Below are 24,456 nucleotides of genomic sequence, written 5' to 3'. Positions count from 1 at the left end.
GCGTGTCGTTGGGAGCATGACGTGCGTGACCCAAATCACCGACCGCAGGCTGCCGTTGTCGCCCCTGCTCACCCGGATGCGCGGCCGATCCCCCGGACTGGCCGCCAGCCTCCTGGGTGGCGCCCTCGCCGCGGGGCTCGGACTCGGCTCGTTCGCCGTCCTCGTCATGGTGCTGTGGATCAGCTCGCCCTACCCGGACAGCGGGCCCGACGGCGCGCTCCATGTCGCCGCCGCGCTCTGGCTCCTCGCGCACGGTGTCGAACTGATCCGCACCGACACCCTGTCCGGGCTGCCCATGCCGGTGGGGGTGACCCCGCTGCTGCTGCTCGCCCTCCCGGCCTGGCTGCTGCACCGGGCCGCGCGCGAGGCGGCCGACGTGGCATCGCAGGCGTCACCGCGTACGGCCTGGGCGGGTGTGGTGGCCGGCTATCTCGCCGTCGCCTGGGCCGCCGCGCTCTACGCCTCGGGCGGCGCGCTGCGCCCGTCCTGGCCCTGGGTCCTGAGCTGCCTGCCGCTGCTCGCCGCGAGCGGGGCGGGCGCCGGGATCTGGACGGCGTACGGGCGCCCGTGGGGGCCGCTGCCGCGCTGGCTGAGGCGGGCGGTGGACCGTGCGCCGCTGATCCGGACGGCTCCGTTCGCCGGTGTACGACGTCTCGTCGCCGGGGACGACGACCGGGTGCTCGGCGGAGCGGCCCGGGCCGCGGCGGCCGGTGTCGCCGTGCTCGTCGGGGGCGGGGCGCTGCTGGTGGCGGTGTCGCTGGTGTGGCACGGGGAGACGGCCCGGGACTCGTTCCTCCAGCTCACCGGCGGATGGTCCGGACGGTTCGCGGTCCTGCTGCTCTGTCTGGCGCTGATCCCGAACGCGGCGGTGTGGGGAGCGTCGTACGGGCTCGGTCCGGGCGTCGTGCTGACCGCCGGGCATGTCGCCGGTCCGCTGACCGCGGCGGCCTCGGGGACGCGCGCGCCCACCGATCTGCTCCCCGCGTTCCCGCTGCTCGCGGCGGTCCCGGGGTCGGGCTCCGGGGAGCCGCTGAACTGGGTGAGCGGTGCCGTGCCGGTGGCGGCCGGGGTGACGTTGGCGTGGTTCGTGGTGAAGGCGGGGGCGGGCGGAGACGGCGGGGAGCGCTGGTCACGGCGCCGGACGGCGTCCGTCGCCGCCCTCGCGGCCGGCCTGTGCGGAGTCCTGCTCGGGCTGCTCGCCGGGCTCGCCGGGGGTCCGCTTGGCGTGGCCGCGCTGGCCCACTTCGGGCCGGTGTGGTGGCAGGTGGGACCGGCGGCGACGGTGTGGACGGCGGTCGTCGCCCTCCCCGTCGCGGTGGGCGCGCACGCGTGGAAGGGCCGGGGCGTCCCGGCGCCGGAGCGCGTGTCCGTCGCCCCAAAGGCGCCCGCTCCCCGGAGTGCGGTCACCGTGCCCGAGCCGGTGAGCCGCCGCTTCGCGTGGCTGCCCCGGCTGCGGATGCCCAGGTGGACGCCGTGGCGAGCGAAGACGGCCGCCGCGCCCTCGACGGCCGCGCCCACGCCCCTCCCGTCCCCGTCGCCCCCGGCCCACGGCGAGTCCACCCGGCACGTCGACCCGGCGGTCCTTGAGTCCGTACTCGACGATCTGACCCCCTACGACTTCCTCCCCACGGAGGCCCCGTGGAGGGAGGAGACGCCCCCCTCGGAGCGCTGGACACCCCCAGGCAAAGCCGCCCAGTCCCCGTCCGGGGCGGACACGGAGGGGAACACGCCGCCCGCCGCGAACGGCACACCCGAGCCGGACCGGGCAACGGGGGAGGACGTGAGCCCGCTCAAGGAGGGGCAGGTGCCGGGGACCGGCGTGCACGGGTCCGGCCGGGGAGGGAGGCCGCCCGTGGCCGACCGGGAGGACCCGCCTTCGCCCGAGCGGGACGCCTCGTACGCGTCCGAGGGGGCCGATGCCGACCGCCCCGGGCCGGACGCTCCCGGCACCGCCGGGAGCGAGGGCACAGGCGGCGTGGACCACTCCGCCTGACGTCGCCGGGCCGGTCTGCCCGCCGGTGTGAGGCGGAAACTGGCCGCCGGCGTGCGGTGGGACGGTCCCGGGCCGGTCACTCCGGCCGTCCCGGGCCGGTCACTCCGGCCGTCCCGGGCCGGTCACTCCGGCCGTCCCGGGCCGGTCACTCCGGCCGTCCCGGGCCGGTCACCCTGGTCGTCCCGGGCCGGCTCCGCCGGAGGTGAGTGTGCCGGCGGAGCGGAGCGGGTCGGCCCGGGCTAGTTGTCCGTGCCCAGGACTCCGCGGAGGTCCTTCGGCAGCAGGTCGTTGCAGGAGTGCTTCGCCGCGGTGGTCAGCGCGTCATTCGCGCAGGAGTAGTAGTCGCTGTAGACGAACTGGGCCGTGAACGTCGCGCCGACCATCAGGACCGCCAGCGAGGCGGTGACCAGGCCGCTCACCGCGGCGGTCGTCTGCGGGCGGGCGGTCGGCGCAGCCGGCTGGGGACGCGCGCTCTGCTCGGGCGCCGGAGCGTCCGGCGCCGGGACGCGCGCTTTGCCGCGCAGGGCGCTGACACCCCAGTACAGGGCGAGCGCCCCGAGCAGCAGAGCCACGTACGGCCAGCTGAACAGCGCGAAGAAGAACGCCCACATGCCGGAGAGCAGCGCGTACCGGGCGCGGCGCTGGGAGGGGTCGGTGGGGTCCCAGCGCAGGTTCGCGCCGGGGCCGCCGCCCTGGCCCTCGGGGCCGCTCTGGCCCTGCGGGGCTCCGGGCCGGTCGCCGAAGCCGCCGCCGCTGGACGGGCCGGGCTGCCGGTCGCTCCAGTGGCTCCACGGCGAGTGCTCGGACCCGCCCTGACCGGAGCCCTGGTCCTGGCCCTGGCCCTGGCCGTGGTGGCGCGGCTGCCAGGGGCGGTCGGGCGTGCCCTCGGGCGGCGGCGCGAACGGGTTGTCGTCCGAGCCCGAGGAGCCCGACGAGTTCGACGAGTTCGAGGGGTTCGACGAGCCCGACGCGTCGGACGGCTTGGAGAGGTCGGCCGGGGGAGTGTCCGGACCGTCGTGGCCGTGCTCGTCCGGGGCGCCGCCGTCGCTTCCCCCAGCCGGGCCGCCGCCGGTGCCGGTGCCGGCGGGGGAGTCGTCCCCTCCCGACCTGGGCGGGGTGGACGAAGGGCGCCGCTCGCGCAGCAGGAGCGGAGGGAGTCGGAGACTGCGGTCCGGCATCAGGTGAGCGTCTTCCCCTTGGTTGTTCCGGCGGGCGGCGTGTGCGCGCGGCAGCGGACTCCGCCCCCCCCGGCACGCGCCCCGGGCTTCCGGTGCGTGTGCGGCTGGTGGTACCGGGGCCGATGCCCCGCGCGTGATGGTGCTCGTCCCAGGTCAACGTCCCGTGTACGCGGGGCGTTCCCCGCACCGGACGGTGTTCCGGACGGTGTTCCCGGGTGGATCCCCCCAGACGCTACCTTCCGGCCCCGCCCCCGTCCCGTGGGGGCCGCCCGGTGTGCCGGTATCGTTGCTGACGGTCGGCCGCTTCGTAGACTTCCCCGTATCCCGGGGCGCGAAGCATTCGTACGACCGTACAAACGCTCCCCCGAGAAAGGGCCCCCTCGTGGCCAAGACCAAGCGCCTCGTCGTGCTGGTCTCCGGATCAGGCACCAATCTGCAGGCACTGCTCGACGCCGTCGCGGAGGCGGGCACGGCGGCCTACGGTGCCGAGATCGTGGCCGTCGGCGCCGACCGGGACGGCATCGAGGGGCTCGCCCGCGCCGAGCGCGCCGGACTGCCGACCTTCGTCCGCAAGGTCAAGGACCACGCGAGCCGGGACGACTGGGACCGCGCGCTCGCCGAGGCGACCGCCGCGTACGAGCCCGATCTCGTCGTCTCCGCCGGGTTCATGAAGATCGTCGGCAAGGAGTTCCTCGCCCGGTTCGGCGGACGCTTCGTCAACACCCACCCGGCGCTCCTGCCCAGTTTCCCCGGCGCCCACGGCGTCCGCGACGCGCTCGCCTACGGGGCCCGGGTCACCGGCTGCACCGTCCACTTCGTCGACGACGGCGTCGACACCGGACCGATCATCGCCCAGGGCGTGGTCGAGATCCGCGATGAGGACGACGAGAGCGCTCTGCACGAGCGCATCAAGGAAGTCGAGCGAAGGCTGCTCGTCGATGTCGTGGGGCGGCTCGCCCGCAACGGCTATCGCATTGAGGGACGAAAGGTAGTTATCCAGTGACCGCCGACAGCACAGTCACGGCCGAGAGCACCGAGGGCACCAAGCGGGTCATCCGGCGCGCGCTCGTCAGCGTGTACGACAAGACCGGCCTCGAAGAGCTGGCCCGCGGGCTGCACGCCGCCGGCGTCGAGCTCGTCTCAACCGGCTCCACCGCCGCGAAGATCGCCGCGGCCGGGGTGCCCGTCACCAAGGTCGAGGAGCTGACCGGCTTCCCCGAGTGCCTGGACGGCCGCGTCAAGACGCTGCACCCGAAGGTCCACGCCGGGATCCTCGCCGACCTGCGCCTCGACAGCCACCGGCAGCAGCTCGGCGAGCTGGGCGTCGAGCCGTTCGACCTGGTCGTCGTCAACCTCTACCCGTTCCGGGAGACCGTCGCCTCCGGCGCGACCCCCGACGAGTGCGTCGAGCAGATCGACATCGGCGGCCCCTCGATGGTGCGCGCCGCCGCCAAGAACCACCCCTCCGTCGCCGTCGTCACCAGCCCGGACCGCTACGGCGACGTCCTCGCCGCGGTCCAGAGCGGCGGCTTCGACCTGCGCACCCGCAAGCGGCTCGCCGCCGAGGCCTTCCAGCACACGGCCGCGTACGACGTCGCCGTCGCCTCCTGGTTCGCCTCCGACTACGCGCCGGTGGACGAGTCCCGGTTCCCCGACTTCCTCGGCGCCACCTGGGAGCGCGCGCACACCCTGCGCTACGGCGAGAACCCGCACCAGCCCGCCGCGCTCTACACCTCCGGCACCGGTGGCCTCGCCGAGGCGGAGCAGCTCCACGGCAAGGAGATGTCGTACAACAACTACACGGACACGGACGCCGCCCGCCGTGCCGCGTACGACCACGAGGACCCCTGCGTCGCGATCATCAAGCACGCCAACCCGTGCGGTATCGCGGTCGCGTCGGACGTCGCCGAGGCGCACCGCAAGGCGCACGCCTGTGACCCGCTGTCCGCGTTCGGCGGGGTGATCGCGGTCAACCGCCCGGTCACCAAGGCGATGGCGGAGCAGGTCGCGGAGATCTTCACCGAGGTCATCGTCGCGCCCGACTACGAGGACGGCGCCCTCGAAGCCCTCACCAAGAAGAAGAACATCCGCGTGCTGCGGGCGCCCGACGCCCCCGCCGCGCCGGTCGAGATCAAGCCCGTCGACGGCGGCGCCCTGCTCCAGGTCGCCGACCGGCTCCAGGCCGACGGCGACAACCCGGCGAGCTGGACGCTGGCGACCGGCGACGCGCTGAGCCAGGGCGAACTTGACGAGCTGGCCTTCGCCTGGCGGGCCTGCCGCGCGGTGAAGTCCAACGCGATCCTGCTCGCCAAGGACGGCGCCTCCGTCGGTGTCGGCATGGGCCAGGTCAACCGCGTCGACTCCGCGAAGCTCGCGGTCGAGCGGGCCGGCGCCGAGCGCGCCCGTGGCGCCTACGCCGCCTCGGACGCGTTCTTCCCGTTCCCCGACGGTCTGGAGATCCTCGCCGAGGCGGGCGTCAAGGCCGTGGTCCAGCCCGGCGGTTCGGTCCGTGACGAGCAGGTCGTGGAGGCCGCGAAGAAGGCGGGCGTCACGATGTACTTCACCGGGACGCGGCACTTCTTCCACTGAGGTCCGGGCTTCCACTGAGGCCCGGGCTTCCACTGAGCCCCGGGCTTCCACTGAGCCCCGGGCCCCCGTGCCGACGACCGAGGCCCCGGCCCGCCGTGAGGTGGGCCGGGGCCTCGGTCGTACCGCTGTGACCGCCGGCGTTACCGGCGTTACCGGCGTTACCGGCGTGCGTGGTCAGTTCTGGATGACCATCGTGCTCGCGGCCTTGTCGTGCCAGCCCTGCTGGCGGCCCGACTTGTCCCAGAAGGGCGACAGGTAGACCAGGAGCTGGCCGATGCCGCAGACCAGGCCGCCGACGAGCGGGATGATCCAGCGGATGAACGAGGCGCCCAGCCCGGGCTTCTGGCCGGTGTCGGCCTTCACCACGCGGATGCCGACGGCGAGCTTGCCGAGGGTGCCGCCGACCAGACCGGTCATCAGCCACTCGTAGAGCAGCCCGATGACGGCGAGCACACCGATCACCGCGCCGAACTTGGCGGCGATGTCGGACGTCGCGTTGTTCATGCAGGACTGGTAGTCCGCCGCGTTCGGGTCGCAGTCCGCGGCCGAGCCGACCGAACCGGCCACGCCTATGAAGCCGAGGACCACGTAGATGACGAGGAAGGCGGCGGCGTCGATCGCGCGGGCGCCGAACCGGCGGCCCATCGACGCGACCCGCGGGCCCGGTCCGCCCGGATAGCCGCCGTAACCGGGCGGGCCCTGCTGCGGGTAGCCGTATCCCGGCGGGCCCTGCTCGGGGTAGCCGTACCCCGGCTGTCCTTGCTGCGGGTAGCCGTATCCCTGCTGCGGGACGCCCCCCGGCGCCTGCGGGTAGGGCGGCTGACCCTGCTGCGGATAGCCGTATCCCTGCTGCGGGTTCTGCGGCTGTCCGTACGGGTTGTCCGGCGCGCCGAAAGCCATGGCGAGTTTCCTCCGTTGCACATGCGGGGACGAAGCGGAATGCGCGGAGGAACATGACGGTATGAGCGGTTTGCCCCCCAACACTGACCGCGATACTGCGTCGTTCATCGTGATCGGAGGGGCGCGTATTGTCCAGCTCGCGCGGGGAGCCGTTGTGCAGTCGCAATCTGCCTGATCACGCTCTTCCGGCCGCCGCGCCGCCCCGCCGCGTCGAGGGGTGCCCCTGATTGGAACCGGGACCCCGTCATCCGGGAGGATGGGGGGCATGACCGCCCAGATTCTCGATGGCAAGGCCACCGCAGCCGCGATCAAGTCCGATCTGACCGTCCGCGTGGCGGCCCTGAAGGAGAAGGGCGTCACGCCCGGCCTCGGGACGATCCTGGTCGGGGACGACCCCGGCAGCCAGAAGTACGTCGCGGGCAAGCACCGCGACTGCGCCCAGGTCGGCATCGCCTCCATCCAGCGCGAACTGCCCGCGACCGCCACCCAGGAGGAGATCGAGGCGGTGGTCCGCGAGCTGAACGAGGACCCCGCCTGCACCGGCTACATCGTCCAGCTCCCGCTCCCCAGGGGGATCGACGAGAACCGCATCCTGGAGCTGATGGACCCGGACAAGGACGCGGACGGCCTGCACCCGATGAACCTCGGGCGCCTCGTCCTGAACGAGCCCGCCCCGCTGCCCTGCACCCCGAACGGCGTCCTGACCCTGCTGCGCCGCTACGGCGTGGAGATCAAGGGCGCCGAGGTCGTGGTCGTCGGCCGCGGTGTCACCATCGGGCGTCCGATGCCGCTGCTGCTCACCCGGCGCAGCGAGAACGCCACGGTCACCCAGTGCCACACCGGCACCCGTGACCTCTCCGCGCACCTCAAGCGCGCCGACATCATCGTCGCCGCCGCCGGTTCCGCGCACCTCATCCGCGCCGAGGACGTGAAGCCCGGCGCCGCCGTCCTCGACGTCGGTGTCTCGCGCAGCGCCGAGGGCAAGATCGTCGGAGACGTCCACCCGGACGTCGCCGAGGTCGCCGCGTGGATCTCCCCGAACCCGGGCGGCGTCGGCCCGATGACCCGGGCCCAGCTCCTGGTCAACGTGGTGGAAGCGGCGGAGCGCAGTGTCGGCTGACGGCGGCACCGACGCGGAGGTGAAGGCGGGGGTTCCGTCTCCGTCGGAGGTTCCGGGTCCGGCGGAGGTTCCGGGCCCGGCGGAGGACGGGGGCCGGGACTCGGGCGCCGACGGCACCGACTCCGTGGATTCCGTGGATTCCGTGGGCTCCGGGGACTCCGGGGACAAGGCCGGGTCCGGTGCGGCGGACGGTGAGGACCGGGGTGAGTCCGGTGCGGCGGAGGGCCTGAGCGAGGGTGGGTCCGGCCTGCCGGACGGTAAGGACCGGAGTAAGTCCGGCGTGCCGGACGGTGTGGTGGAGGGTGAGCCCACCGTGCGGGACGCCATCAGCGCTCCCGACGCCCAGGGCAGGCCGCGCCGCACCACGCGGCGCTTCCCCCTCTTCACCCGGGACACCGCGCGGCCCGAGGGCGGCGGCCGGGCAGCCCCCGGCGACGCCCCGGCGCCAGCCCGCCAGTGGCCGATCCTCACCGTCCTGGCGATGGTCGGACTCGGCCTGCTGCTCACCGCGCTCGACGTGTTCCGGGCCGGCACGGTCCTGATCGGCGTCGCGCTGATCGCCGGTGCCGTGATGCGCTGGATCCTGCCGAGCGTGGGCATGCTCGCGGTCCGCTCCCGCTTCACCGACATGGTCACCTACGGCGTCCTCGGCGTCGCGATCGTGCTGCTGGCGCTGATGGCCCAGCCCGGCCCGGTATTGGTGATCCCGTTCCTCGACGACACCCTGCACTTCACGGTCCGCTGAACCGCGACCGCGCGCGGGCGCACGTGCCGGTGGCCCGTCCTCTCCCCGGGAGGACGGGCCACCGGTCTTTTCAGGTGGTCAGCAGACGATGTACGCCGTCTTCACCGACGAGAACGACGTGCCGCTCGGGGCGTTGAGCGTGACGGGCGAGGTGTCGCCCTTCGGGCCCGCCCAACTGCTGTCCACGTAAACGCCGTTGCTGAGGACCCCCCGGACGAACGGGCAGCGGCCGTCGGACTTGGTGTCGTGCACTGTGCCGGGCCCAGGCGGTCGTCGTCGCCTACGAGGCGGGGCTGGTCACGCCGGGGTGGTGAGGGGGTCCTTGTGTGTGTGGGGGCGCTGTGCCGGGGGCCGGAGGCTGGTTGCCGGTGCGGTGCGGGGAGGTGCGGCGAGGTGTGGTGCGCCGAGTGCCGCCCTTGGGGTGGGTCCGGGTACGGCTGCGGCCCGTCCTCTCCCCCGAGTAAGGACGGGCCGCGACCGGGCGGATCGACCGCCTGGGGTCAACTTTTGTGTACGGGCGCGGTCCGTACAACAGTCCGCCGTTCCCTGTGGCACGGAAGTGACCGTTCCGCTACGGTGTCCGCGCTCTGCTACGCGCCCTGCCACGGGCGCCGCCCGGCGTGATCGCCCGGCGTGCGGCGTGTGACCGCTTCTGTGGCTTCTGAGGTCCCCCATGTGTCCTCGTTGTGTCGATGTGTTGACAAGTTTGGTGATGTGCACCGAACGGCCTGTTCGTACGTGCTGCCGGTGGAACACTGAATCGTGGCCCGGCCGGCGTGCAGCGGTGCCCGGTCCGGCCTGAATGCACCCGTGCGCCCCCTTGCCGGGGAACTGGGCGGCCGGCCGAGCGCATCTCGGTGGGTAGCCAGAACGGGGACCGGGGGAGTGGCACGCGGGGGAACGCCGTGCACGAAGCGGGGACAGAGGGGGGAAGGAATGCCTCGTTGGAAGGGCTTGCCGGATGAACTCGATCCGCAGGTCAGGGAGTTCACCGGGCAACTGCGCCGGCTCGTCGACCGGAGCGGGCTGAGCATCGCCGCCGTGGCCGACCGTACGGGCTACAGCAAGACGTCCTGGGAGCGCTATCTGAACGGGCGGCTGCTCGCGCCCAAGGGGGCGGTCGTCGCCCTGTCCGAGGTCACCGGCGCGAGCCCCGTGCACCTCACGACCATGTGGGAGCTGGCCGAGCGGTCCTGGAGCCGTTCCGAGATGCGCCACGACATGACGATGGAGGCGATCCGGATATCCCAGGCGCGCGCCGCGCTCGGGGAGTTCGGGCCGGCGGCCGGGGTGAAGGGCGGTGCCGCGAGCCGGGGCGGCGGACAGCAGGCCTCGGGGCGGCGGGCCGGCAGCGCGACCGCGACGCCGGGGATCGCCGGGCCGGCGGGCGTCTCACCCACGCTGCCGCCGACGTCACCGACGTCAGCGACACCGCCGGTCGCGCCCTCGATCACGCCGTCGGTGGCGCCGTCCGTGCCGCTGCAGCCGACCGGGCGGGATGTGGGGGAACCGACGTACGGACCGTCGTCCAGGGCATCCGGATTGTCAGGGGCTTCAGGGGCTTCAGGGGCTTCAGGGGCTTCAGGGGCGTCCGGGGCTCGCGGGGGCGGTGCGCGGTCGGCGGTCGAGGTGGGGGTGCCGTCCGAGGGGGGCGGAACGCCCGAGGACGCTCGGCCTGAGGACGCTCGGACCGGCGGTGCGGGGGAGGACCGGGCGCGGCGACGGCGCCGGCTGACGATGTTCCTCGCCGGGGTCGTCGGGGCGTTGGTGGTCGTCGCGGCGGCCGTGTATCTCACCCACGGTGGGGGCGGGGGCAAGGAGCAAGCGGGCGGGGCGGTGAAGTCGCCCGCGGCGTCCGCGAGCGTTCGGTCCGACCTGCCGGCCGGGGTGAAGTGCGCGGGGGCCTCTTGCACGGGCAAGGACCCGGAGACCATGGGCTGCGGCGGCACCCTGGCCACCACCACGACCAGCGTGACCGTGGGGTCCACGCTGGTGGAGGTGCGCTACAGCAAGACGTGCGGGGCCGCGTGGGCGCGGATCACGCAGGCGGCGCGGGGGGACAAGGTCGAGGTGTCGCCCATGGGGTCGGCGTCCGGGACCGGAACCGGAACCGGGACCGGGACGCAGCGGGGGGTCGTGGACGCGGACACGGACGCGTATACGCCGATGGTGGCGGTGAAGGACGCGGGGGGTGCGCGGGCTTGCGCCGCGCTGGCCTCGGGGCAGAAGGGGTGCACGAAGTAGGTCGGTCGCGCGCCGGGTGCGGCACCTGTCCGGTGGGTGGGTCGGGGCCGTGCCGGTACATCCGTCCGTCGCCGTTGGATCAGACGTGTGCTGAGTAGCGGGGGCTGCTCGATCCGGGCGTAAGCGACGGACACGTGATGTACCGGCACGGCCCCTTACGCCGGATGCCGGGTGCGGGCCGAATTCCGTTTCCGTTCGGTGAGAGAGTCCAGCCCCCGGCGCCCGCGATCTTTCAGCCCCTCCGGCGTTTGAGGAGCGCGGTCTGGGGCGGAGCCCCCGGGCTCGGGAAGGGAAGGGGCGTAGGGGGCGAAGAAAAGCCTTCGCGGAGGGGATTGAGTTCACGGAAGAGGGGCAGGCGACTCGTACCCCCACGGGATCCGGTGCTGTCGGAGAGGGAGAAGAACCCCCCCCCCGACCCCCCGGCACCCACCTGGCGGTCGCCGAGCTCACCCCCTCTCCCGGGCCCGGCGACCGCCACCCCCCGGCATCTGTGGGGTGGGCCACACGCACCCGGACACCCGGGCCCCCCGATGCGCGATAGCCTGACGGCGGATCTCTCTTGACGCCGAGAGATCGATCATCGAACCCCTTGATCGATCATTGCGGCGGCCGCAGGGGACGATCCTGCACCCGGGGCAGGGACGCCCCACCGCCTGCTGTCATACGGAGAACGCCATGACCCGCACTCCCGTGAACGTCACCGTCACCGGCGCGGCCGGCCAGATCGGTTACGCCCTGCTCTTCCGCATCGCCTCCGGCCAGCTGCTCGGCGCGGACGTGCCGGTCAAGCTGCGCCTCCTGGAGATCACCCCGGCGCTGAAGGCCGCCGAGGGCACCGCCATGGAGCTGGACGACTCCGCCTTCCCGCTCCTCCAGGGCATCGACATCACGGACGACCCGAACGTCGCCTTCGACGGCACCAACGTCGGCCTGCTCGTCGGCGCCCGCCCCCGCACCAAGGGCATGGAGCGCGGCGACCTGCTCTCCGCCAACGGCGGCATCTTCAAGCCGCAGGGCAAGGCCATCAACGACAACGCCGCGGACGACGTCAAGATCCTGGTCGTCGGCAACCCGGCGAACACCAACGCGCTCATCGCGCAGGCCGCCGCCCCGGACGTACCCGCCGAGCGCTTCACGGCCATGACGCGTCTGGACCACAACCGCGCGCTCACCCAGCTCGCGAAGAAGACCGGCAGCACGGTCGCCGACATCCAGCGGCTGACCATCTGGGGCAACCACTCCGCCACCCAGTACCCCGACATCTTCCACGCCACGGTCGGCGGCAAGAACGCGGCCGAGGTCGTCAACGACGAGAAGTGGCTCGCCGAGGACTTCATCCCGACCGTCGCCAAGCGCGGCGCCGCGATCATCGAGGCCCGTGGCGCCTCCTCGGCCGCCTCCGCCGCCAACGCCGCCATCGACCACGTCCACACCTGGGTCAACGGCACCGCCGACGGCGACTGGACCTCGATGGGCATCCCCTCGGACGGTTCGTACGGCGTGCCGGAGGGTCTCATCTCCTCCTTCCCCGTCACCACCAAGGACGGCAGCTACGAGATCGTCCAGGGCCTGGACATCAACGAGTTCTCCCGCGCCCGTATCGACGCCTCCGTCAAGGAGTTGGAGGAGGAGCGCGAGGCGGTTCGCGCCCTCGGCCTGATCTGATCCACCCGCCCGGACCGTCTCCATGGAGCCGGTTCCAGCGGTGACTTCGACGCCCGGACGGCGAAATCCGTCCGGGCGTCGCCGCGTTGGGGCGCCTGAAGCCGTCCGAAGCCGATGTCCTGTCACGCTGCAGACGCCTGGGGCTACGGCTGGGGCTACGGCGGAAGCGACGGCTGAAGCGACAGCTGGGGCGACGGCTGGGGCTGGTGAGGCGTACGGAAGTTACGCATCGAACGCCCGTGCTTTGTCGCCATAAAGAGGGGTGCGCGGGGTGTGAACCTCACTATCGTCGTTGCCTACGGTGGCGCCCGGGGAGCGTGGCCGCGACGGATCGGGGGGTGACGCGGTGGCGCAGCGATGGGACGCGGACCGTCGGGAGTGGGTCGACGACGCTGAGGACGGCGACGACGGCGGCCGTGAGGGGCGCGGGGGCGACCCGGGGAGCGGCGGACCGCAGGGCGGGGAGCCGCATGGCGGAGAGCGGGCGAGCGGGGAGCAGTGGTGGGCCGCCGCCACCCAGGCAGGCACCGTACGGCCGGACTTCTATCCGCCGGGGCCCGCCGGGACGCCCGGGACGCCCGGGACGCCCGCGCCGCCGGGCGTCCCCCCGGCCCCGCCGCACGCCCCGCAGGGGCCGCCCCCTCAGCAGCAGGTGCCCGCCTGGTCGCCCTCGCCGCCCGCTCAGCCGTGGGCCGGGGGAGGGACGCCGCCGGCCCACGGAGGGCCGAGACCGGGGGCCGGGGACTCGCGCCGGCTGCTGCTGGTGATCGTCGCCGTCGCCGTCGTCGCGGGCGGGATCGGCGGCGGACTCTGGGCCCTGACCAGGGACGACACTTCGGGCGGCCGGGGTGAGGGCGGATCGGCGGGGCCCGCCGTGACCGTCACGGCCACCACCGGCGCCGGCTCGGACGACCCGGACGCCACCGGCGCCGACCCGGACGACCCGGACGCCACCGGCGACGCGGGCGCCTCCGGAGACGAGGGGACCTCCGCCGACCCCGGCTCGCCCGCCGCCCCGGCGCCGTCCCCCGGATACAGCAGGTCGGTCGACCCGCTCGGCTACACCGTGGACGTGCCGGTCGGCTGGGCGCGCGAGCAGGCCCAGGGGAAGCTGGCGCCCGTCGTCACCTACACGGCCCCCGGCGGCGACCGCAGGCTCATGGTGTTCGAGGTCAAGGAAGCCTCCATCACGGACTCCTCGGCACAGGCCCAGGACATCGCGGAGGGATTCAAGGGCTACCAGTACCTGGACCGGCGCACCGGCGCCGACTGGACCGAGTTCAGCTACCGCTACGACAGCAAGCGCTACGGGCTCACCCAGACCGTCGACCACCGTTTCCAGGCCGCGAACGGTGCCCCGTACGCCATCATCGCGAGCGGGCCCGCCGGTACGGATCTGAGTGAGCAGCTGGGGATCGCGCTCGGCTCCTTCTGCCCGACCGGGTCCGCCTGCCAGGGGTGACCGGGCCCACATACGGAAGCCGATCCTCCTCGCGGCCTGAAATTCGTCCGTTCCCGTCCTGTTTTTGACGCTTTTTCCGTGACCTGGCGCACTTTCGGTGTCCAGTTGTGCATGCATTCGGAAGCGAAGGGCATGTGCTCACGGCCCCGGGGGTCACACCTGTGTCACTCAGGGGCGTCGAACAGGAACGGAAGGCAAACACCGATCATGGCCGGACAGCAGGCAGACCAGACCATCCACGTGGACGGCGAATGGCGCGCGGCGCTCTCCGGCGCGACACGCGAGATCCTCGATCCCGCCGATGCCCAGCCGTTCGCCGTGGTCGCGGAGGGCGACGAGAAGGACACCGACCTCGCGGTCGCCGCCGCCCGACGGGCCTTCGACGAGGGCCCCTGGCCGCACACCCCGGTCGCCGAGCGCGCCGCGCTGCTGCGCCGCGTCGCCGACCTCCTCGTCCGCGACCGTGAGGAACTCGGCCTGCTGGAGAGCCGGGACGCGGGCAAGACCGTGGAGGAGGGGCGCGTCGACATCGACTGTGTGGCCGACGCCTTCCGCTACTTCGCCGACCTCGTCGTGGGCGAGGGCGGCGGACGCGTGGTCGACGCGGGCTCGGCCGACGTTCACAGCGTCGTCGTCCACGAACCCGTCGGCGTCTGCGCGCTGATCACCCCCTGGAACTACCCGCTCCTCCAGGCCAGTTGGAAGATCGCCCCGGCACTCGCCGCGGGCAACACCTTCGTGATCAAGCCCAGCGAGATCACCCCGCTGACCACCGTCGCCCTGCTCCGGCTGCTCACCGAGGCGGGCCTGCCCGACGGGGTCGCGGGCATCGTCACCGGCCCCGGCCACACCGTCGGCGCCCGCCTCGCCGCCCACCCCGACGTGGACCTCGTCTCCTTCACCGGCGGCCTGACCAGCGGTACGAAGGTCGCGCGCGCCGCCGCCGACACGGTCAAGAAGGTCGCGCTCGAACTCGGCGGCAAGAACCCCAACGTCGTCTTCGCCGACGCCTGCGCCACCGAGGAGGGCTTCGACACCGCCGTCGACCAGGCCCTCAACGCCGCGTTCATCCACAGCGGCCAGGTCTGCTCGGCGGGTTCGCGGCTCATCGTCGAGGAGTCCGTCCGCGAGCGCTTCGTCGCCGAACTCGCCCGCAGGGCAAGCGCGATCAGGCTCGGACGCGGCACCGAGGACGGCGTCGAGTGCGGTCCGCTCGTCTCCGCGCAGCAGCGCGAGAAGACCGAGGAGTACGTCGCCTCCGCGCTCGCCGAGGGAGCGGTGCTGCGCTCCGGCGGCAAGCGGCCCGAGCCCTCCGAAGTCCGGCCCGCCGAAGGCTACTTCTACGAGCCGACCGTCCTCGACCAGTGCCACCGCGAGATGCGCGTGGTCCGCGAGGAGGTCTTCGGGCCCGTCCTGACCGTGGAGACGTTCGCCACCGAGGACGAGGCCGTCGCCCTCGCCAACGACACCGAGTACGGCCTCGCGGGCGCCGTCTGGACCGCCGACGCGGGCCGCGCCCGCCGCGTCGCCGGCCGGCTGCGCCACGGCACCGTCTGGATCAACGACTTCCACCCCTACCTCCCGCAGGCCGAGTGGGGCGGCTTCGGCAAGAGCGGCGTCGGGCGTGAACTCGGGCCCGCCGGACTCGCCGAGTACCGCGAGTCCAAGCACATCTACCAGAACCTCGCGCCGAAGCCCGTTCGCTGGTTCGCCGGCTGAGACCCGGCAGGCTCTCTTTGCTGTCGCCGGGGGCGATCGGCCGGCCCGCGATGCGGCGGGCGCCGGGCCGCTCCCGGGGCCGGGTCACCGGGTCGTCCCTCCGGGGTCGGGGGTCCGGGGTCGGGTCAGCCCTTCCGGTGCCGGATCAGCCCACCGGGGCAGGGGCAGCACCTCCGGGGCCGTCTCGCCCGGAGTGTCCAGAGTCCGGCACTTCAGCCACTCCAGCCCTGGTCCAGAGGCCCGCCCTGGTCCCAAGGCCCGCCCTGGTCCAGAGGCCGCCCCGTCTCCAGGGCCACGCCCCGGTCCGCCGCCCGGCCCCGACCCGTACCCGCACCCCGAGCCGTCCCCGTACCCCGGTCCCCGCCCCTGTCCCGTCGGGCCCGGTCTCCGGCTCCGATTCTTTCCGCCGGTCTGCGCCCCCACCCCGCCGGCCGGGCCCAGGCCCCTTCCCGATTTCCCCGAACCCCCTCTCCAATCCCCCACCCAACCAGGCACCTTGGAGCACCTCTACATGTCCCAGCACGAGAACACGTACGACTACGTCGTCATCGGCGGCGGCACGGCGGGCTCCGTGATCGCGTCCCGCCTCACCGAGAACCCCGACGTCACCGTCGCCGTCATCGAGGGCGGGCCCAGCGACGTAGGCCGTGACGACGTCCTCACCCTGCGCCGCTGGATGGGCCTGCTCGGCGGGGAACTCGACTACGACTACCCGACCACCGAGCAGCCGCGCGGCAACTCCCACATCCGGCACAGCCGCGCCCGGGTGCTCGGCGGCTGTTCCTCGCACAACACGCTGATCGCGTTCAAGCCGCTGCCGTCCGACTGGGACGAGTGGGAGGCGGCCGGCGCCAAGGGCTGGGGCGCGGTGCCCATGGAGGCGTACTACGCCCGGCTCCTCAACAACATCGTGCCGGTCGACGAGAAGGACCGGAACGCCATCGCCCGCGACTTCGTCGAGGCCGCGCGGACCGCCCTCGACGTACCGCGCGTCGAGGGCTTCAACCGCGAGCCGTTCACCGAGGGCGTCGGCTTCTTCGACCTCGCCTACCACCCGGAGAACAACAAGCGCTCCAGCGCCTCCGTCGCCTACCTCCACCCGGTGATGGACGAACGCCCCAACCTCACCCTCCTGTTGGAGACCTGGGCGTACAAGCTGGAACTCGACGGGACCCGGGTCACCGGCGTCCACGTGCGCACCAAGGACGGCGAGGAGATCCTCGTGAGTGCGCGCGACGAGGTGCTGCTCTGTGCGGGCGCCGTCGACTCCCCGCGCCTGCTGCTGCACTCCGGCATCGGCCCCGCCGGTGACCTGGAGGAGCTGGACATCCCCGTCGTGCACGACCTGCCCGGCGTCGGCGAGAACCTCCTCGACCACCCGGAGTCCGTGATCGTCTGGGAGACGAACGGGCCGATCCCCGAGAACTCCGCGATGGACTCCGACGCGGGCCTGTTCGTGCGCCGCGACCCCGAACAGCCGGGCCCCGACCTGATGTTCCACTTCTACCAGATCCCGTTCACCGACAACCCCGAGCGCCTCGGCTACGAACGCCCAGCGCACGGTGTCTCGATGACCCCCAACATCCCCAAGCCGCGCAGCCGGGGCCGCCTCTATCTGACCAGCGCCGACCCGGCCGTCAAACCCGCCCTGGACTTCCGGTACTTCACGGACGAGGACGACTACGACGGCCGCACCCTCGTCGACGGCATCAAGACGGCCCGCGAGATAGCCAGGGCCGAGCCGCTCGCCCGCTGGCTCAAGCGCGAGGTCTGCCCCGGCCCCGACATCACCGACGACGAGGAACTCAGCGCGTACGCCCGCCAGGTCGCGCACACTGTCTACCACCCGGCGGGAACCTGCCGGATGGGCGACGCCTCCGACGAACAGGCCGTGGTAGACCCGGAGTTGAGGGTAAGGGGCCTTGAGGGCATCCGGATCGCCGACGCCTCCGTGTTCCCGACCATGCCCGCCGTGAACCCGATGATCGGAGTGCTCATGGTCGGTGAGAAAGCCGCCGAGCTGATCGGGGGCGGCGCGCGATGAGTACGACCACCGACGTGAACCCGTCCGCCCCGGACGTCGGCACGCCCGCCGGCACCACAACCACCCTGCCCGGCAAGGGAGTCGAGATGAACGGCACCGCGACCGAACCCGTCTTCTCCGTGCGCCACCTCTGGAAGGTCTTCGGCCCGAAGGCCGACCGCGTCCCCGGCGACCCCGAACTCGCCTCGCTCGACGCCGCCGCACTGCGCGCGGCCACCGGCTGCACCGCCGCCGTCCGCGACGTCAGCTTCGACGTCCGCAAGGGCGAGGTCTTCGTCGTCATGGGCCTGTCCGGCTCCGGCAAGTCCACCCTCGTCCGCTGTCTGACCCGGCTGATCGAGCCGACCTCCGGCCACCTCGCCATCGACGGCGAGGACGTCCTCGCCATGGACCGGGCCCGGCTGCGCGAACTGCGCCGCCACCGCGCCGCCATGGTCTTCCAGCACTTCGGCCTGCTGCCGCACCGCTCCGTCCTCGACAACGTCGCCTACGGCCTGGAGATCCAGGGCATGCCGCGCGAGGAACGCCGCGCCAAGGCCGCCGAAGTCGTCGCCAAGGTCGGCCTGGAGGGCATGGAACAGCGCAGACCCGGACAGCTCTCCGGCGGCCAGCAGCAGCGCGTGGGACTCGCCCGCGCCCTCGCCGTCGACCCCGAAGTCCTGCTGTTCGACGAGCCGTTCAGCGCGCTCGACCCGATGATCCGGCGGGACATGCAGGAAGAGGTCGTCCGGCTGCACCACGAGGAAGGCCGCACCATGGTCTTCATCACCCACGATCTCTCCGAGGCGCTGCGCCTCGGCGACCGCATCGCCCTGATGCGCGACGGCCGGATCGTCCAGCTCGGCACCCCCGAGGAGATCGTCGGCTCCCCGGCCGACGACTACGTCCGCGAGTTCGTCCGGGACGTACCCCGCGAGCAGGTCATGACCGTACGCACCGCCATGCGGCCCGGCGACTGCGGCGGAACCGAACACCCCGGCGCGCTTCCGCCCGGCACGATCGTCGCCGACGCCATCAGGACCGTCTCCGGCAGCGGGCGCGCCGCCTGCGTCGTCCAGGACGGCCGCTGTCTCGGCGTCGTCGACCACGAGCGGCTTCTCGCCGTCGTCGCCGGCCCGGACGTGCACGGCGCCGAGGGCACGGCGGTGGACCCGGGCGCGGAGGCACCGGCTGGACCGGGCCTGAACACGGACGCGAGCCCGGAAACGGTGGCGGGCACGAGCCCGGAAGCGGTCGCGGACGCGAGCCCGGACAGGGAAGCGGTCGCGGGCGCGGACAGGGAAGCGGTCCCGGATACGGAAGTGGACGCGGACACGGAAGCGGTGGTGGACGCGGGCACGGACACGGAAGCGGTGGTGGACGCGGGCACGGAAGCGGACGCGGACGCATCGGCGGGGCCGGACCCACACGGTGGGGCGGGGCAGCGGACGGAGGCGGTGTGATGGCCACAGTCACCGCGCCCGCTCCCCGTACCGTCCTGCCCGCCCGCCTCCGGCACCCCGCCGTCGGCAAACTCCTGCTCCTCGCCGTCCTCGCCGCCGTCCTCGTGCCGCTCGCCGACGCCCGCTGGTCCAGCGGCAGTTGGCCGCACGCCCTCACCGTCGACCTGACCGAACCGCTCGGCAAGGCCAGCGACTGGATCATCGACAACCGCGACAGCCACCCGCTGTTCCTCTACTTCTTCGGCTACGTCAGCAACGCCGTCGTCCTCTCCGTACGCGGCGTCTACCTGCTGCTCCTCGCGGCCGGCTGGGCCGGGGTCACCGCCGTGGCCGCCGTGGTGGCCTGGCGCGCCGCCGGTGTCCGGCTCGCCCTCGGCACCGCCGCCGCGTTCCTCGCCTGCGGACTCCTCGGCATGTGGGTGCCCACCATGCAGACCCTCGCGGTCATGGTGGTCGCCGTCCTCGCCTCCGTCGTCCTCGGCGCCCTGCTCGGCCTCGCCGCCGGGCTCTCCGACCGCACCCACCGCGCGCTGCGCCCCGTCCTGGACACCATGCAGGTGCTCCCGGCGTTCGCCTACCTGCTGCCGGTCGTGCTGGTCTTCGGCATCGGCGTACCCGCCGCCGTCCTCGCCACCGTCGTCTACGCCGCCCCGCCCATGGCCCGCCTCACCGCGCTCGGCCTGCGCGACGCCGACGAGGGCGTGATGGAGGCCGTCGCCTCGCTCGGCGCCACCTTCCGCCAGCGCCTGTTCAGCGCCCGCCTCCCGCTGGCCCGCAAGGAACTCCTCCTCGGCCTCAACCAGACGATCATGATGGCGCTGTCCATGGCCGTCATCGCCTCCGTCATCGGCGCCGGCGGCCTCGGGGACCGCGTCTACCAGGCCCTCGCCTCCGTCGACGTCGGCGCCGCGCTCTCCGCCGGCATCCCGATCGTGCTGCTCGCCGTCGTCCTCGACCGCGTCACCGGCGCGGCCGGCGCCCGCCTCGGCGAGGCCCGTACGGCCACCCCCTGGCTGTACGGGGCCGCCGCGGCGGTCGTCGTCGCGGTCGCCGGACGGCTCGTCGGCCGCCTGGACTGGCCCGAGGCGTGGGCCGTCAACATCGCCGAGCCGGTGAACGACGCCGTCGACTGGATGACCGACCACCTCTACTCCGGCGTCCCCTACATCGGCGGCACCGCCGACTGGGCCGGCCACTTCACCACCTGGGTCCTCGACCCCGTCCGCGACGGCCTGCAATGGCTGCCCTGGTGGTCGGTCCTGCTGATCGTCGCCGCCCTGGCCTGGCTCATCGGCACCTGGCGCACCGCGCTCACCGCCGTCCTCGCCATGGCCGCGATCGGGGTGCTCGGCGTCTGGAAGCCGTCTCTCGACACGCTCTCCCAGGTCCTCGCGGCCGTCGCCGTCACCCTCGTGATCGGCTTCGCCGTCGGTATCGCCGCCGCCCGCAGCGAACGCTTCGAACGCCTGCTCCGGCCCGTCCTCGACGTCTTCCAGACCATGCCGCAGTTCGTCTACCTGATCCCGGTGGTCGCGCTGTTCGGCGTCGGGCGCGCACCCGCCGTCGCCGCCGCCGTGGTCTACGCGCTGCCCGCCGTCGTCCGCATCACCACCCAGGGGCTGCGCGCCGTCGACCCGGCGGCCATGGAGGCCGCCCGCTCCCTCGGCGCCACCCCCGCCCAGCAACTGCGCCAGGTCCAGCTTCCGTTGGCCCGCCCGTCCCTGCGGCTCGCCGTCAACCAGGGCGTCGTCCTGGTCCTCGCCGTCGTCATCATCGGCGGCCTGGTCGGCGGCGGCGCGCTCGGTTACGACGTCGTGTTCGGCCTCGCCCAGGGCGACCTGGCCACCGGTCTCGTCGCCGGCGCCGCGATCGTCTGCCTCGGCCTGATGCTCGACCGGGTGACCCAGCCCACCGAACGCCGCGTGCGGAAGGGAGCCTGACATGCGAGTCCGTACCACCTCCACGGCGGTGACCGGCGCCTTCGCCCTGCTGCTGCTCACCGGCTGCGGCGCCGCCGACATGACCAAGCAGGCCTCGCCCTTCGCCAACGCCCAGGGCGCGAAGACGGTGACCCTGTCCGTGCAGTCCTGGGTCGGCGCCCAGGCCAACGTCGGCGTGGCGCAGTACCTCCTCGAACACGAACTGGGCTACCGCGTCGACACCGTCCAGGTCGACGAGGTGCCCGCCTGGGACGCGCTCAGCCAGGGCCGCGTCGACGCCATCCTGGAGGACTGGGGCCACCCCGACCAGGAGAAGCGCTACGTCACCGACAAGAAGACCATCGCCCCCGGCGGCGACCTCGGCGTGACCGGGCACATCGGCTGGTACGTCCCGACGTACTTCGCCAAGCAGCACCCCGACGTCACGAACTGGAAGAACCTCAACAAGTACGCCGACCGGCTGCGCACCCCCGAGAGCGGCGGCAAGGGCCAGCTCCTCGACGGCTCGCCGTCGTACGTCACCAACGACAAGGCGCTGGTGAACAACCTGAAGCTGAACTACCAGGTGGTGTTCGCCGGTTCGGAAGCCGCGCAGATCACGCAGATGAAGCAGTTCGCGAAGGAGAGGAAGCCCTTCCTCACGTACTGGTACTCCCCGCAGTGGCTGTTCGAGAAGGTCCCGATGACCGAGGTGAAGCTGCCCGCCTACAAGGAGGGCTGCGACGCGGACGCGGCGAAGGTCGCCTGCGCCTACCCGCACACCCCGCTGCAGAAGTACCTCAACGCCGACTTCGCGAAGACCGGCGGGAAGGCCGCCGCGTTCCTCAAGAAGTTCAAGTGGACCACCGAGGACCAGAACGAGGTCTCCCTGATGATCGCCAACGACAAGTTGACGGCCCAGGAGGCGGCGAAGAAGTGGGTCGAGGGTCACCGGTCCACTTGGCGGGGGTGGGTGGGGGCGTAGCGAGGGGGGAGGGGCGAGTGAGCTGACGGGGGGCGGGGGTGCTGGCCGATGGACGCCCCCGCCCTCTCGTTCCCCCCGCCTCCTCGTTCAATGGAGGCCCCGCCCGTTCAGCGCAGCCCCCTCCCGTAGTGGAGCCCCGCCCGTTCAGCGCGGCTCCCTCCCTTAGCGGACCTCACTCGATCAACGCAGCCCCGCCGCGATGTCCCCCAGCGCCTCTGCCGCCCTGCGTTGCAGTCCCGGGCCGAAGGTGACGCGGGTGGCGCCGAGTTCGCCGAGTTCGGCCGCCGGGGTGCCGTCGAGGCGGGCGAACACGTTGAGCGGGCCGCGGGTGCCGGACCGCAGCAGCGGCAGTACGCCGGTCGGCGCCCCGATCGGGTACACGCAGTCGGCGCCCGCGTCGACATACAGTGCGGCCCGCTCGATGGCCCGCTCCGGGTTGCCGTCGCCGTATTCGAAGACGTCGACGCGAGCGTTCACGAACAGCAGGTCGGCCGCCGCGGCGCGCACCTCCGCGAGCCAGTCGGCGTGCCGGGCCGCGTCCTTGAGGACACCGGCCTCGGAGTCCTCCAGATTGCAGCCGACCGCGCCCGCCTCAAGAAGCCGCTCCACCAATTCCTTGGGGGCGAGCCCGTATCCGCCCTCCACGTCGGCCGACACCGGTATGTCGACCGCCCGGACGATCCGCGCGACCGCCGCGAACATCTCGGCGGCCGGAGTCTGCCCGTCGGCGTAGCCCAGCGAGGCGGCGACCCCGGCGCTCGGGGTGGCCAGCGCCGGGAACCCCGCGTCCGCGAACACCCGCGCGCTCGCCGCGTCCCACGGCCCGGGCAACACCACCGGATCATCGGGCAGCCGCCCATGATGCAGCGCCCGAAACCGCTCCGCGTGGCTCAGCATGGCGTTCCTCCCGAGGGTTCGCGCGGCCGTGTCCCGCGCCGTCACGGCATCGACCCTACGAAAGGGGCGGTCCCGGAGCATGGTCCATTCCCCTCGCGAAAACATGGGCCACTTCGGCTGCCGCCGTCCAGGTCACCGCGCCGGCCCCGGCATCACCAGCGGATCAGCTTGCGGGCGACGGTCTTGGACCTGTCCCCCGGGGACCTGGGGCCTGCCCGAGAGCGCCCGGACGAGAGCGCCGACCCCGAGAGCATCCGCCTCCCGAACCCCCGACCCTCACACCCCCGGCGACCCGGCAGCCTCCGACTCCGAAGCCTCCGACTCCGCCCCGGTGGCCGGCGCCTCCCCGAAGCGGGCCAGGGCCAGGGCGCCCGCCACCGCCACCGCGAAGCCGAGGACCGCCAGCCAGGTCAGGCCCTCTCGCGTGCGGTCGCCCAGGTAGACCACGCCCACCAGGGCGGGGCCGATGGTCTCGCCGATGACCAGGCCTGCCGTGGCAGTCGTCACCGAGCCCCGTTGCAGTGCCGTGGTGAGCAGCAGGAAGGCCGCTCCCCCGCCCACTAGCAGCGCGTACGTCGCCGGGTTGGCCACCAGGCGCCCCAGGTCGAGGTCCTCGATCAGCCGCACCGCGACCTCGACCACCCCGAACCCGAACCCTGCCCCCAGTCCCAGCGTCAGCGCCCGCCCCCGGTCCGGCAGCCGGCCGCCGACGAGGCCCAGCAGCAGGACCGCCACGGAGATCGCCAGCATCGCGTACTTCAGCGCGAGGGAACCCGTCCGGTCGCCCTCCGTCCCCGACGCCAGGCCCAGCATGGCGAGCCCCGCGCACACCACCGCCACCGCGCCCCACTCGACCCGGCTCAGCCGTACGTGGATCAGCCACGAGGCCACCACCGCCGTCACCGCGAGGCTCGCCGCCAGCGCTGCCCCGACGGCGTAGATCGGCAGGGACCGCAGCGCCGCGATCTGGAGCAGGAACCCGACCCCGTCCAGAGCGAGTCCGGCGAGATAACGCCACTGGCGGAGCGCCCGCAGCAGCAGCGTCGCCGCGCCCGTGGCCCCGCTGTCCGTCCCGCCCTCACCGGCGGCACGGGCGGCCATCGCCTGAAGGACCGTCGCCGTACCGAAACAGACCGAGGCACCGAGGGCACACACCATTCCAAAGAGCACGAAGTGACTGTAGGGGACGGTGGGGGGCGAGACCGCTGACGCCGACTCCGGCGAGCGGCTCCCGCCGGCGACTCCGGCTCCGACGGGCGGCTCCCGCCGACGACTCCGATGACTCCGACTGCTCCGGCGAGCGGCTCCGGCGAGCTGTCTCAGTGAGCTGTCTCCCCGGGCGGCTTCGGCGGGGTGGTTTCGCTGGCCCCGGGGGGGGGTGCCTCTATGTCTTTCGTCAAGCGAGGCGTGGGGCGCGGGGTTCGTAGAAGGTGCCGTCGCGGAGCATGGCGAACAGCATGCTGATGCGGTGGCGGGCGAGTCGGAGGAGGGCCTGGGTGTGGGTTTTGCCGCGGGCTCGGCAGCGGTCGTAGTAGGTGCGGGAGGCGGGGTCGT

17 protein-coding genes and 1 pseudogene are annotated in these 24,456 nt (G+C 73.1%); 13 read left to right on the top strand and 5 right to left on the bottom strand.

Annotated features, from left to right (window positions below; translation table 11 throughout):
* Positions 1-16 precede the first annotated feature (16 nt).
* Complete coding sequence (locus tag AB0912_RS32090) at positions 17-1,993, top strand: DUF6350 family protein (protein ID WP_366706113.1); 1,977 nt, start codon at positions 17-19, stop codon at positions 1,991-1,993.
* 239 nt (positions 1,994-2,232) lie between these two features.
* Here the strand turns inward: AB0912_RS32090 and AB0912_RS32085 are convergent, their stop codons facing one another.
* Entirely contained in the window at positions 2,233-3,171 is a 939-nt protein-coding gene (locus AB0912_RS32085; RefSeq protein ID WP_366706111.1) for a hypothetical protein, read from the bottom strand.
* Between the two features lie 382 nt (positions 3,172-3,553).
* Here AB0912_RS32085 and purN point away from each other — a divergent pair, with 382 nt between their 5' ends.
* Together purN and purH are read left to right on the top strand one after the other, a co-directional pair.
* A complete protein-coding gene (gene purN / locus AB0912_RS32080) occupies positions 3,554-4,174 on the top strand; it encodes a phosphoribosylglycinamide formyltransferase (protein WP_366706109.1) in 621 nt (206 codons plus the stop codon).
* Entirely contained in the window at positions 4,171-5,760 is a 1,590-nt protein-coding gene (gene purH / locus AB0912_RS32075) for a bifunctional phosphoribosylaminoimidazolecarboxamide formyltransferase/IMP cyclohydrolase (RefSeq protein ID WP_366706107.1), read from the top strand. The genes purN and purH overlap by 4 nt, the downstream gene beginning before the upstream one ends.
* A 174-nt stretch (positions 5,761-5,934) precedes the next feature.
* On the opposite strand, the gene AB0912_RS32070 is transcribed toward purH, so the two are convergent.
* Positions 5,935-6,660 carry an RDD family protein gene (locus tag AB0912_RS32070; RefSeq protein ID WP_366706105.1) on the bottom strand — a complete coding sequence of 242 codons (726 nt, stop codon included), beginning with the start codon at positions 6,658-6,660 and terminating at the stop codon, positions 5,935-5,937.
* A gap of 265 nt (positions 6,661-6,925) precedes the next feature.
* Between AB0912_RS32070 and AB0912_RS32065 the strand changes: the two genes are divergently transcribed.
* The 10 genes from AB0912_RS32065 (at position 6,926) to AB0912_RS32020 (ending at position 22,005) form a co-directional block, all read left to right on the top strand.
* Complete coding sequence (locus tag AB0912_RS32065; RefSeq protein WP_366706103.1) at positions 6,926-7,780, top strand: bifunctional methylenetetrahydrofolate dehydrogenase/methenyltetrahydrofolate cyclohydrolase; 855 nt, start codon at positions 6,926-6,928, stop codon at positions 7,778-7,780.
* A 280-nt stretch (positions 7,781-8,060) separates the two neighbouring features.
* Positions 8,061-8,525, top strand: coding sequence for a DUF3017 domain-containing protein (locus AB0912_RS32060; RefSeq protein WP_366706101.1), 465 nt, complete (start codon positions 8,061-8,063; stop codon positions 8,523-8,525).
* Between the two features lie 936 nt (positions 8,526-9,461).
* Entirely contained in the window at positions 9,462-10,769 is a 1,308-nt protein-coding gene (locus tag AB0912_RS32055) for a DUF2690 domain-containing protein (protein ID WP_366706099.1), read from the top strand.
* 675 nt (positions 10,770-11,444) lie between these two features.
* Positions 11,445-12,434 (top strand): malate dehydrogenase, encoded by a 990-nt coding sequence (locus AB0912_RS32050; RefSeq protein ID WP_366706097.1) that lies wholly within the window; start codon positions 11,445-11,447, stop codon positions 12,432-12,434.
* 346 nt (positions 12,435-12,780) lie between these two features.
* Positions 12,781-13,896 carry a hypothetical protein gene (locus tag AB0912_RS32045; protein WP_366706095.1) on the top strand — a complete coding sequence of 372 codons (1,116 nt, stop codon included), beginning with the start codon at positions 12,781-12,783 and terminating at the stop codon, positions 13,894-13,896.
* Between the two features lie 207 nt (positions 13,897-14,103).
* Positions 14,104-15,615, top strand: coding sequence for an aldehyde dehydrogenase family protein (locus AB0912_RS32040; RefSeq protein ID WP_366706093.1), 1,512 nt, complete (start codon positions 14,104-14,106; stop codon positions 15,613-15,615).
* Positions 15,616-16,126: 511 nt separating this feature from the next.
* Complete coding sequence (locus tag AB0912_RS32035; RefSeq protein WP_366706091.1) at positions 16,127-17,659, top strand: GMC oxidoreductase; 1,533 nt, start codon at positions 16,127-16,129, stop codon at positions 17,657-17,659.
* Positions 17,660-17,745: 86 nt separating this feature from the next.
* Entirely contained in the window at positions 17,746-19,101 is a 1,356-nt protein-coding gene (locus AB0912_RS32030) for a betaine/proline/choline family ABC transporter ATP-binding protein (RefSeq protein WP_366706129.1), read from the top strand.
* Positions 19,101-21,041 (top strand): ABC transporter permease subunit, encoded by a 1,941-nt coding sequence (locus tag AB0912_RS32025; RefSeq protein ID WP_366706089.1) that lies wholly within the window; start codon positions 19,101-19,103, stop codon positions 21,039-21,041. Before AB0912_RS32030 ends, AB0912_RS32025 begins: the two co-directional genes overlap by 1 nt.
* 1 nt (position 21,042) lies before the next feature.
* Entirely contained in the window at positions 21,043-22,005 is a 963-nt protein-coding gene (locus AB0912_RS32020) for an ABC transporter substrate-binding protein (RefSeq protein WP_366706087.1), read from the top strand.
* Between the two features lie 180 nt (positions 22,006-22,185).
* Here AB0912_RS32020 and AB0912_RS32015 read toward each other — a convergent pair whose 3' ends face one another.
* From AB0912_RS32015 to AB0912_RS32005, 3 genes and pseudogenes are all read right to left on the bottom strand, one after another.
* Positions 22,186-22,902: an isocitrate lyase/phosphoenolpyruvate mutase family protein gene (locus AB0912_RS32015; protein ID WP_366706085.1), complete on the bottom strand. Its 717-nt coding sequence runs from the start codon at positions 22,900-22,902 to the stop codon at positions 22,186-22,188.
* A 276-nt stretch (positions 22,903-23,178) separates the two neighbouring features.
* Positions 23,179-24,060, bottom strand: a complete 882-nt coding sequence (locus tag AB0912_RS32010; RefSeq protein ID WP_366706127.1) for a hypothetical protein — start codon at positions 24,058-24,060, stop codon at positions 23,179-23,181.
* 238 nt (positions 24,061-24,298) lie between these two features.
* Positions 24,299-24,456: pseudogene (locus AB0912_RS32005) on the bottom strand (IS110 family transposase); the annotation flags it as partial.

The sequence above is a fragment of the Streptomyces sp. NPDC007084 genome (genome assembly GCF_040703595.1).
Lineage (GTDB): Bacteria > Actinomycetota > Actinomycetes > Streptomycetales > Streptomycetaceae > Streptomyces.
This window is presented reverse-complemented; position numbering and strand designations above follow the sequence as displayed.

Bases quoted from the DNA above. Each gene is read 5' to 3' on its own strand.
- AB0912_RS32085 (WP_366706111.1), bottom strand. From the start codon at position 3,171: ATGCCGGACCGCAGTCTCCGACTCCCTCCGCTCCTGCTGCGCGAGCGG.
- AB0912_RS32010 (WP_366706127.1), bottom strand. From the start codon at position 24,060: ATGGTGTGTGCCCTCGGTGCCTCGGTCTGTTTCGGTACGGCGACGGTC.
- AB0912_RS32070 (WP_366706105.1), bottom strand. From the start codon at position 6,660: ATGGCTTTCGGCGCGCCGGACAACCCGTACGGACAGCCGCAGAACCCG.
- AB0912_RS32020 (WP_366706087.1), top strand. From the start codon at position 21,043: ATGCGAGTCCGTACCACCTCCACGGCGGTGACCGGCGCCTTCGCCCTG.
- AB0912_RS32050 (WP_366706097.1), top strand. From the start codon at position 11,445: ATGACCCGCACTCCCGTGAACGTCACCGTCACCGGCGCGGCCGGCCAG.
- AB0912_RS32055 (WP_366706099.1), top strand. From the start codon at position 9,462: ATGCCTCGTTGGAAGGGCTTGCCGGATGAACTCGATCCGCAGGTCAGG.
- AB0912_RS32040 (WP_366706093.1), top strand. From the start codon at position 14,104: ATGGCCGGACAGCAGGCAGACCAGACCATCCACGTGGACGGCGAATGG.
- AB0912_RS32065 (WP_366706103.1), top strand. From the start codon at position 6,926: ATGACCGCCCAGATTCTCGATGGCAAGGCCACCGCAGCCGCGATCAAG.
- AB0912_RS32090 (WP_366706113.1), top strand. From the start codon at position 17: ATGACGTGCGTGACCCAAATCACCGACCGCAGGCTGCCGTTGTCGCCC.
- AB0912_RS32030 (WP_366706129.1), top strand. From the start codon at position 17,746: ATGAACGGCACCGCGACCGAACCCGTCTTCTCCGTGCGCCACCTCTGG.
- AB0912_RS32035 (WP_366706091.1), top strand. From the start codon at position 16,127: ATGTCCCAGCACGAGAACACGTACGACTACGTCGTCATCGGCGGCGGC.
- AB0912_RS32025 (WP_366706089.1), top strand. From the start codon at position 19,101: ATGGCCACAGTCACCGCGCCCGCTCCCCGTACCGTCCTGCCCGCCCGC.
- AB0912_RS32015 (WP_366706085.1), bottom strand. From the start codon at position 22,902: ATGCTGAGCCACGCGGAGCGGTTTCGGGCGCTGCATCATGGGCGGCTG.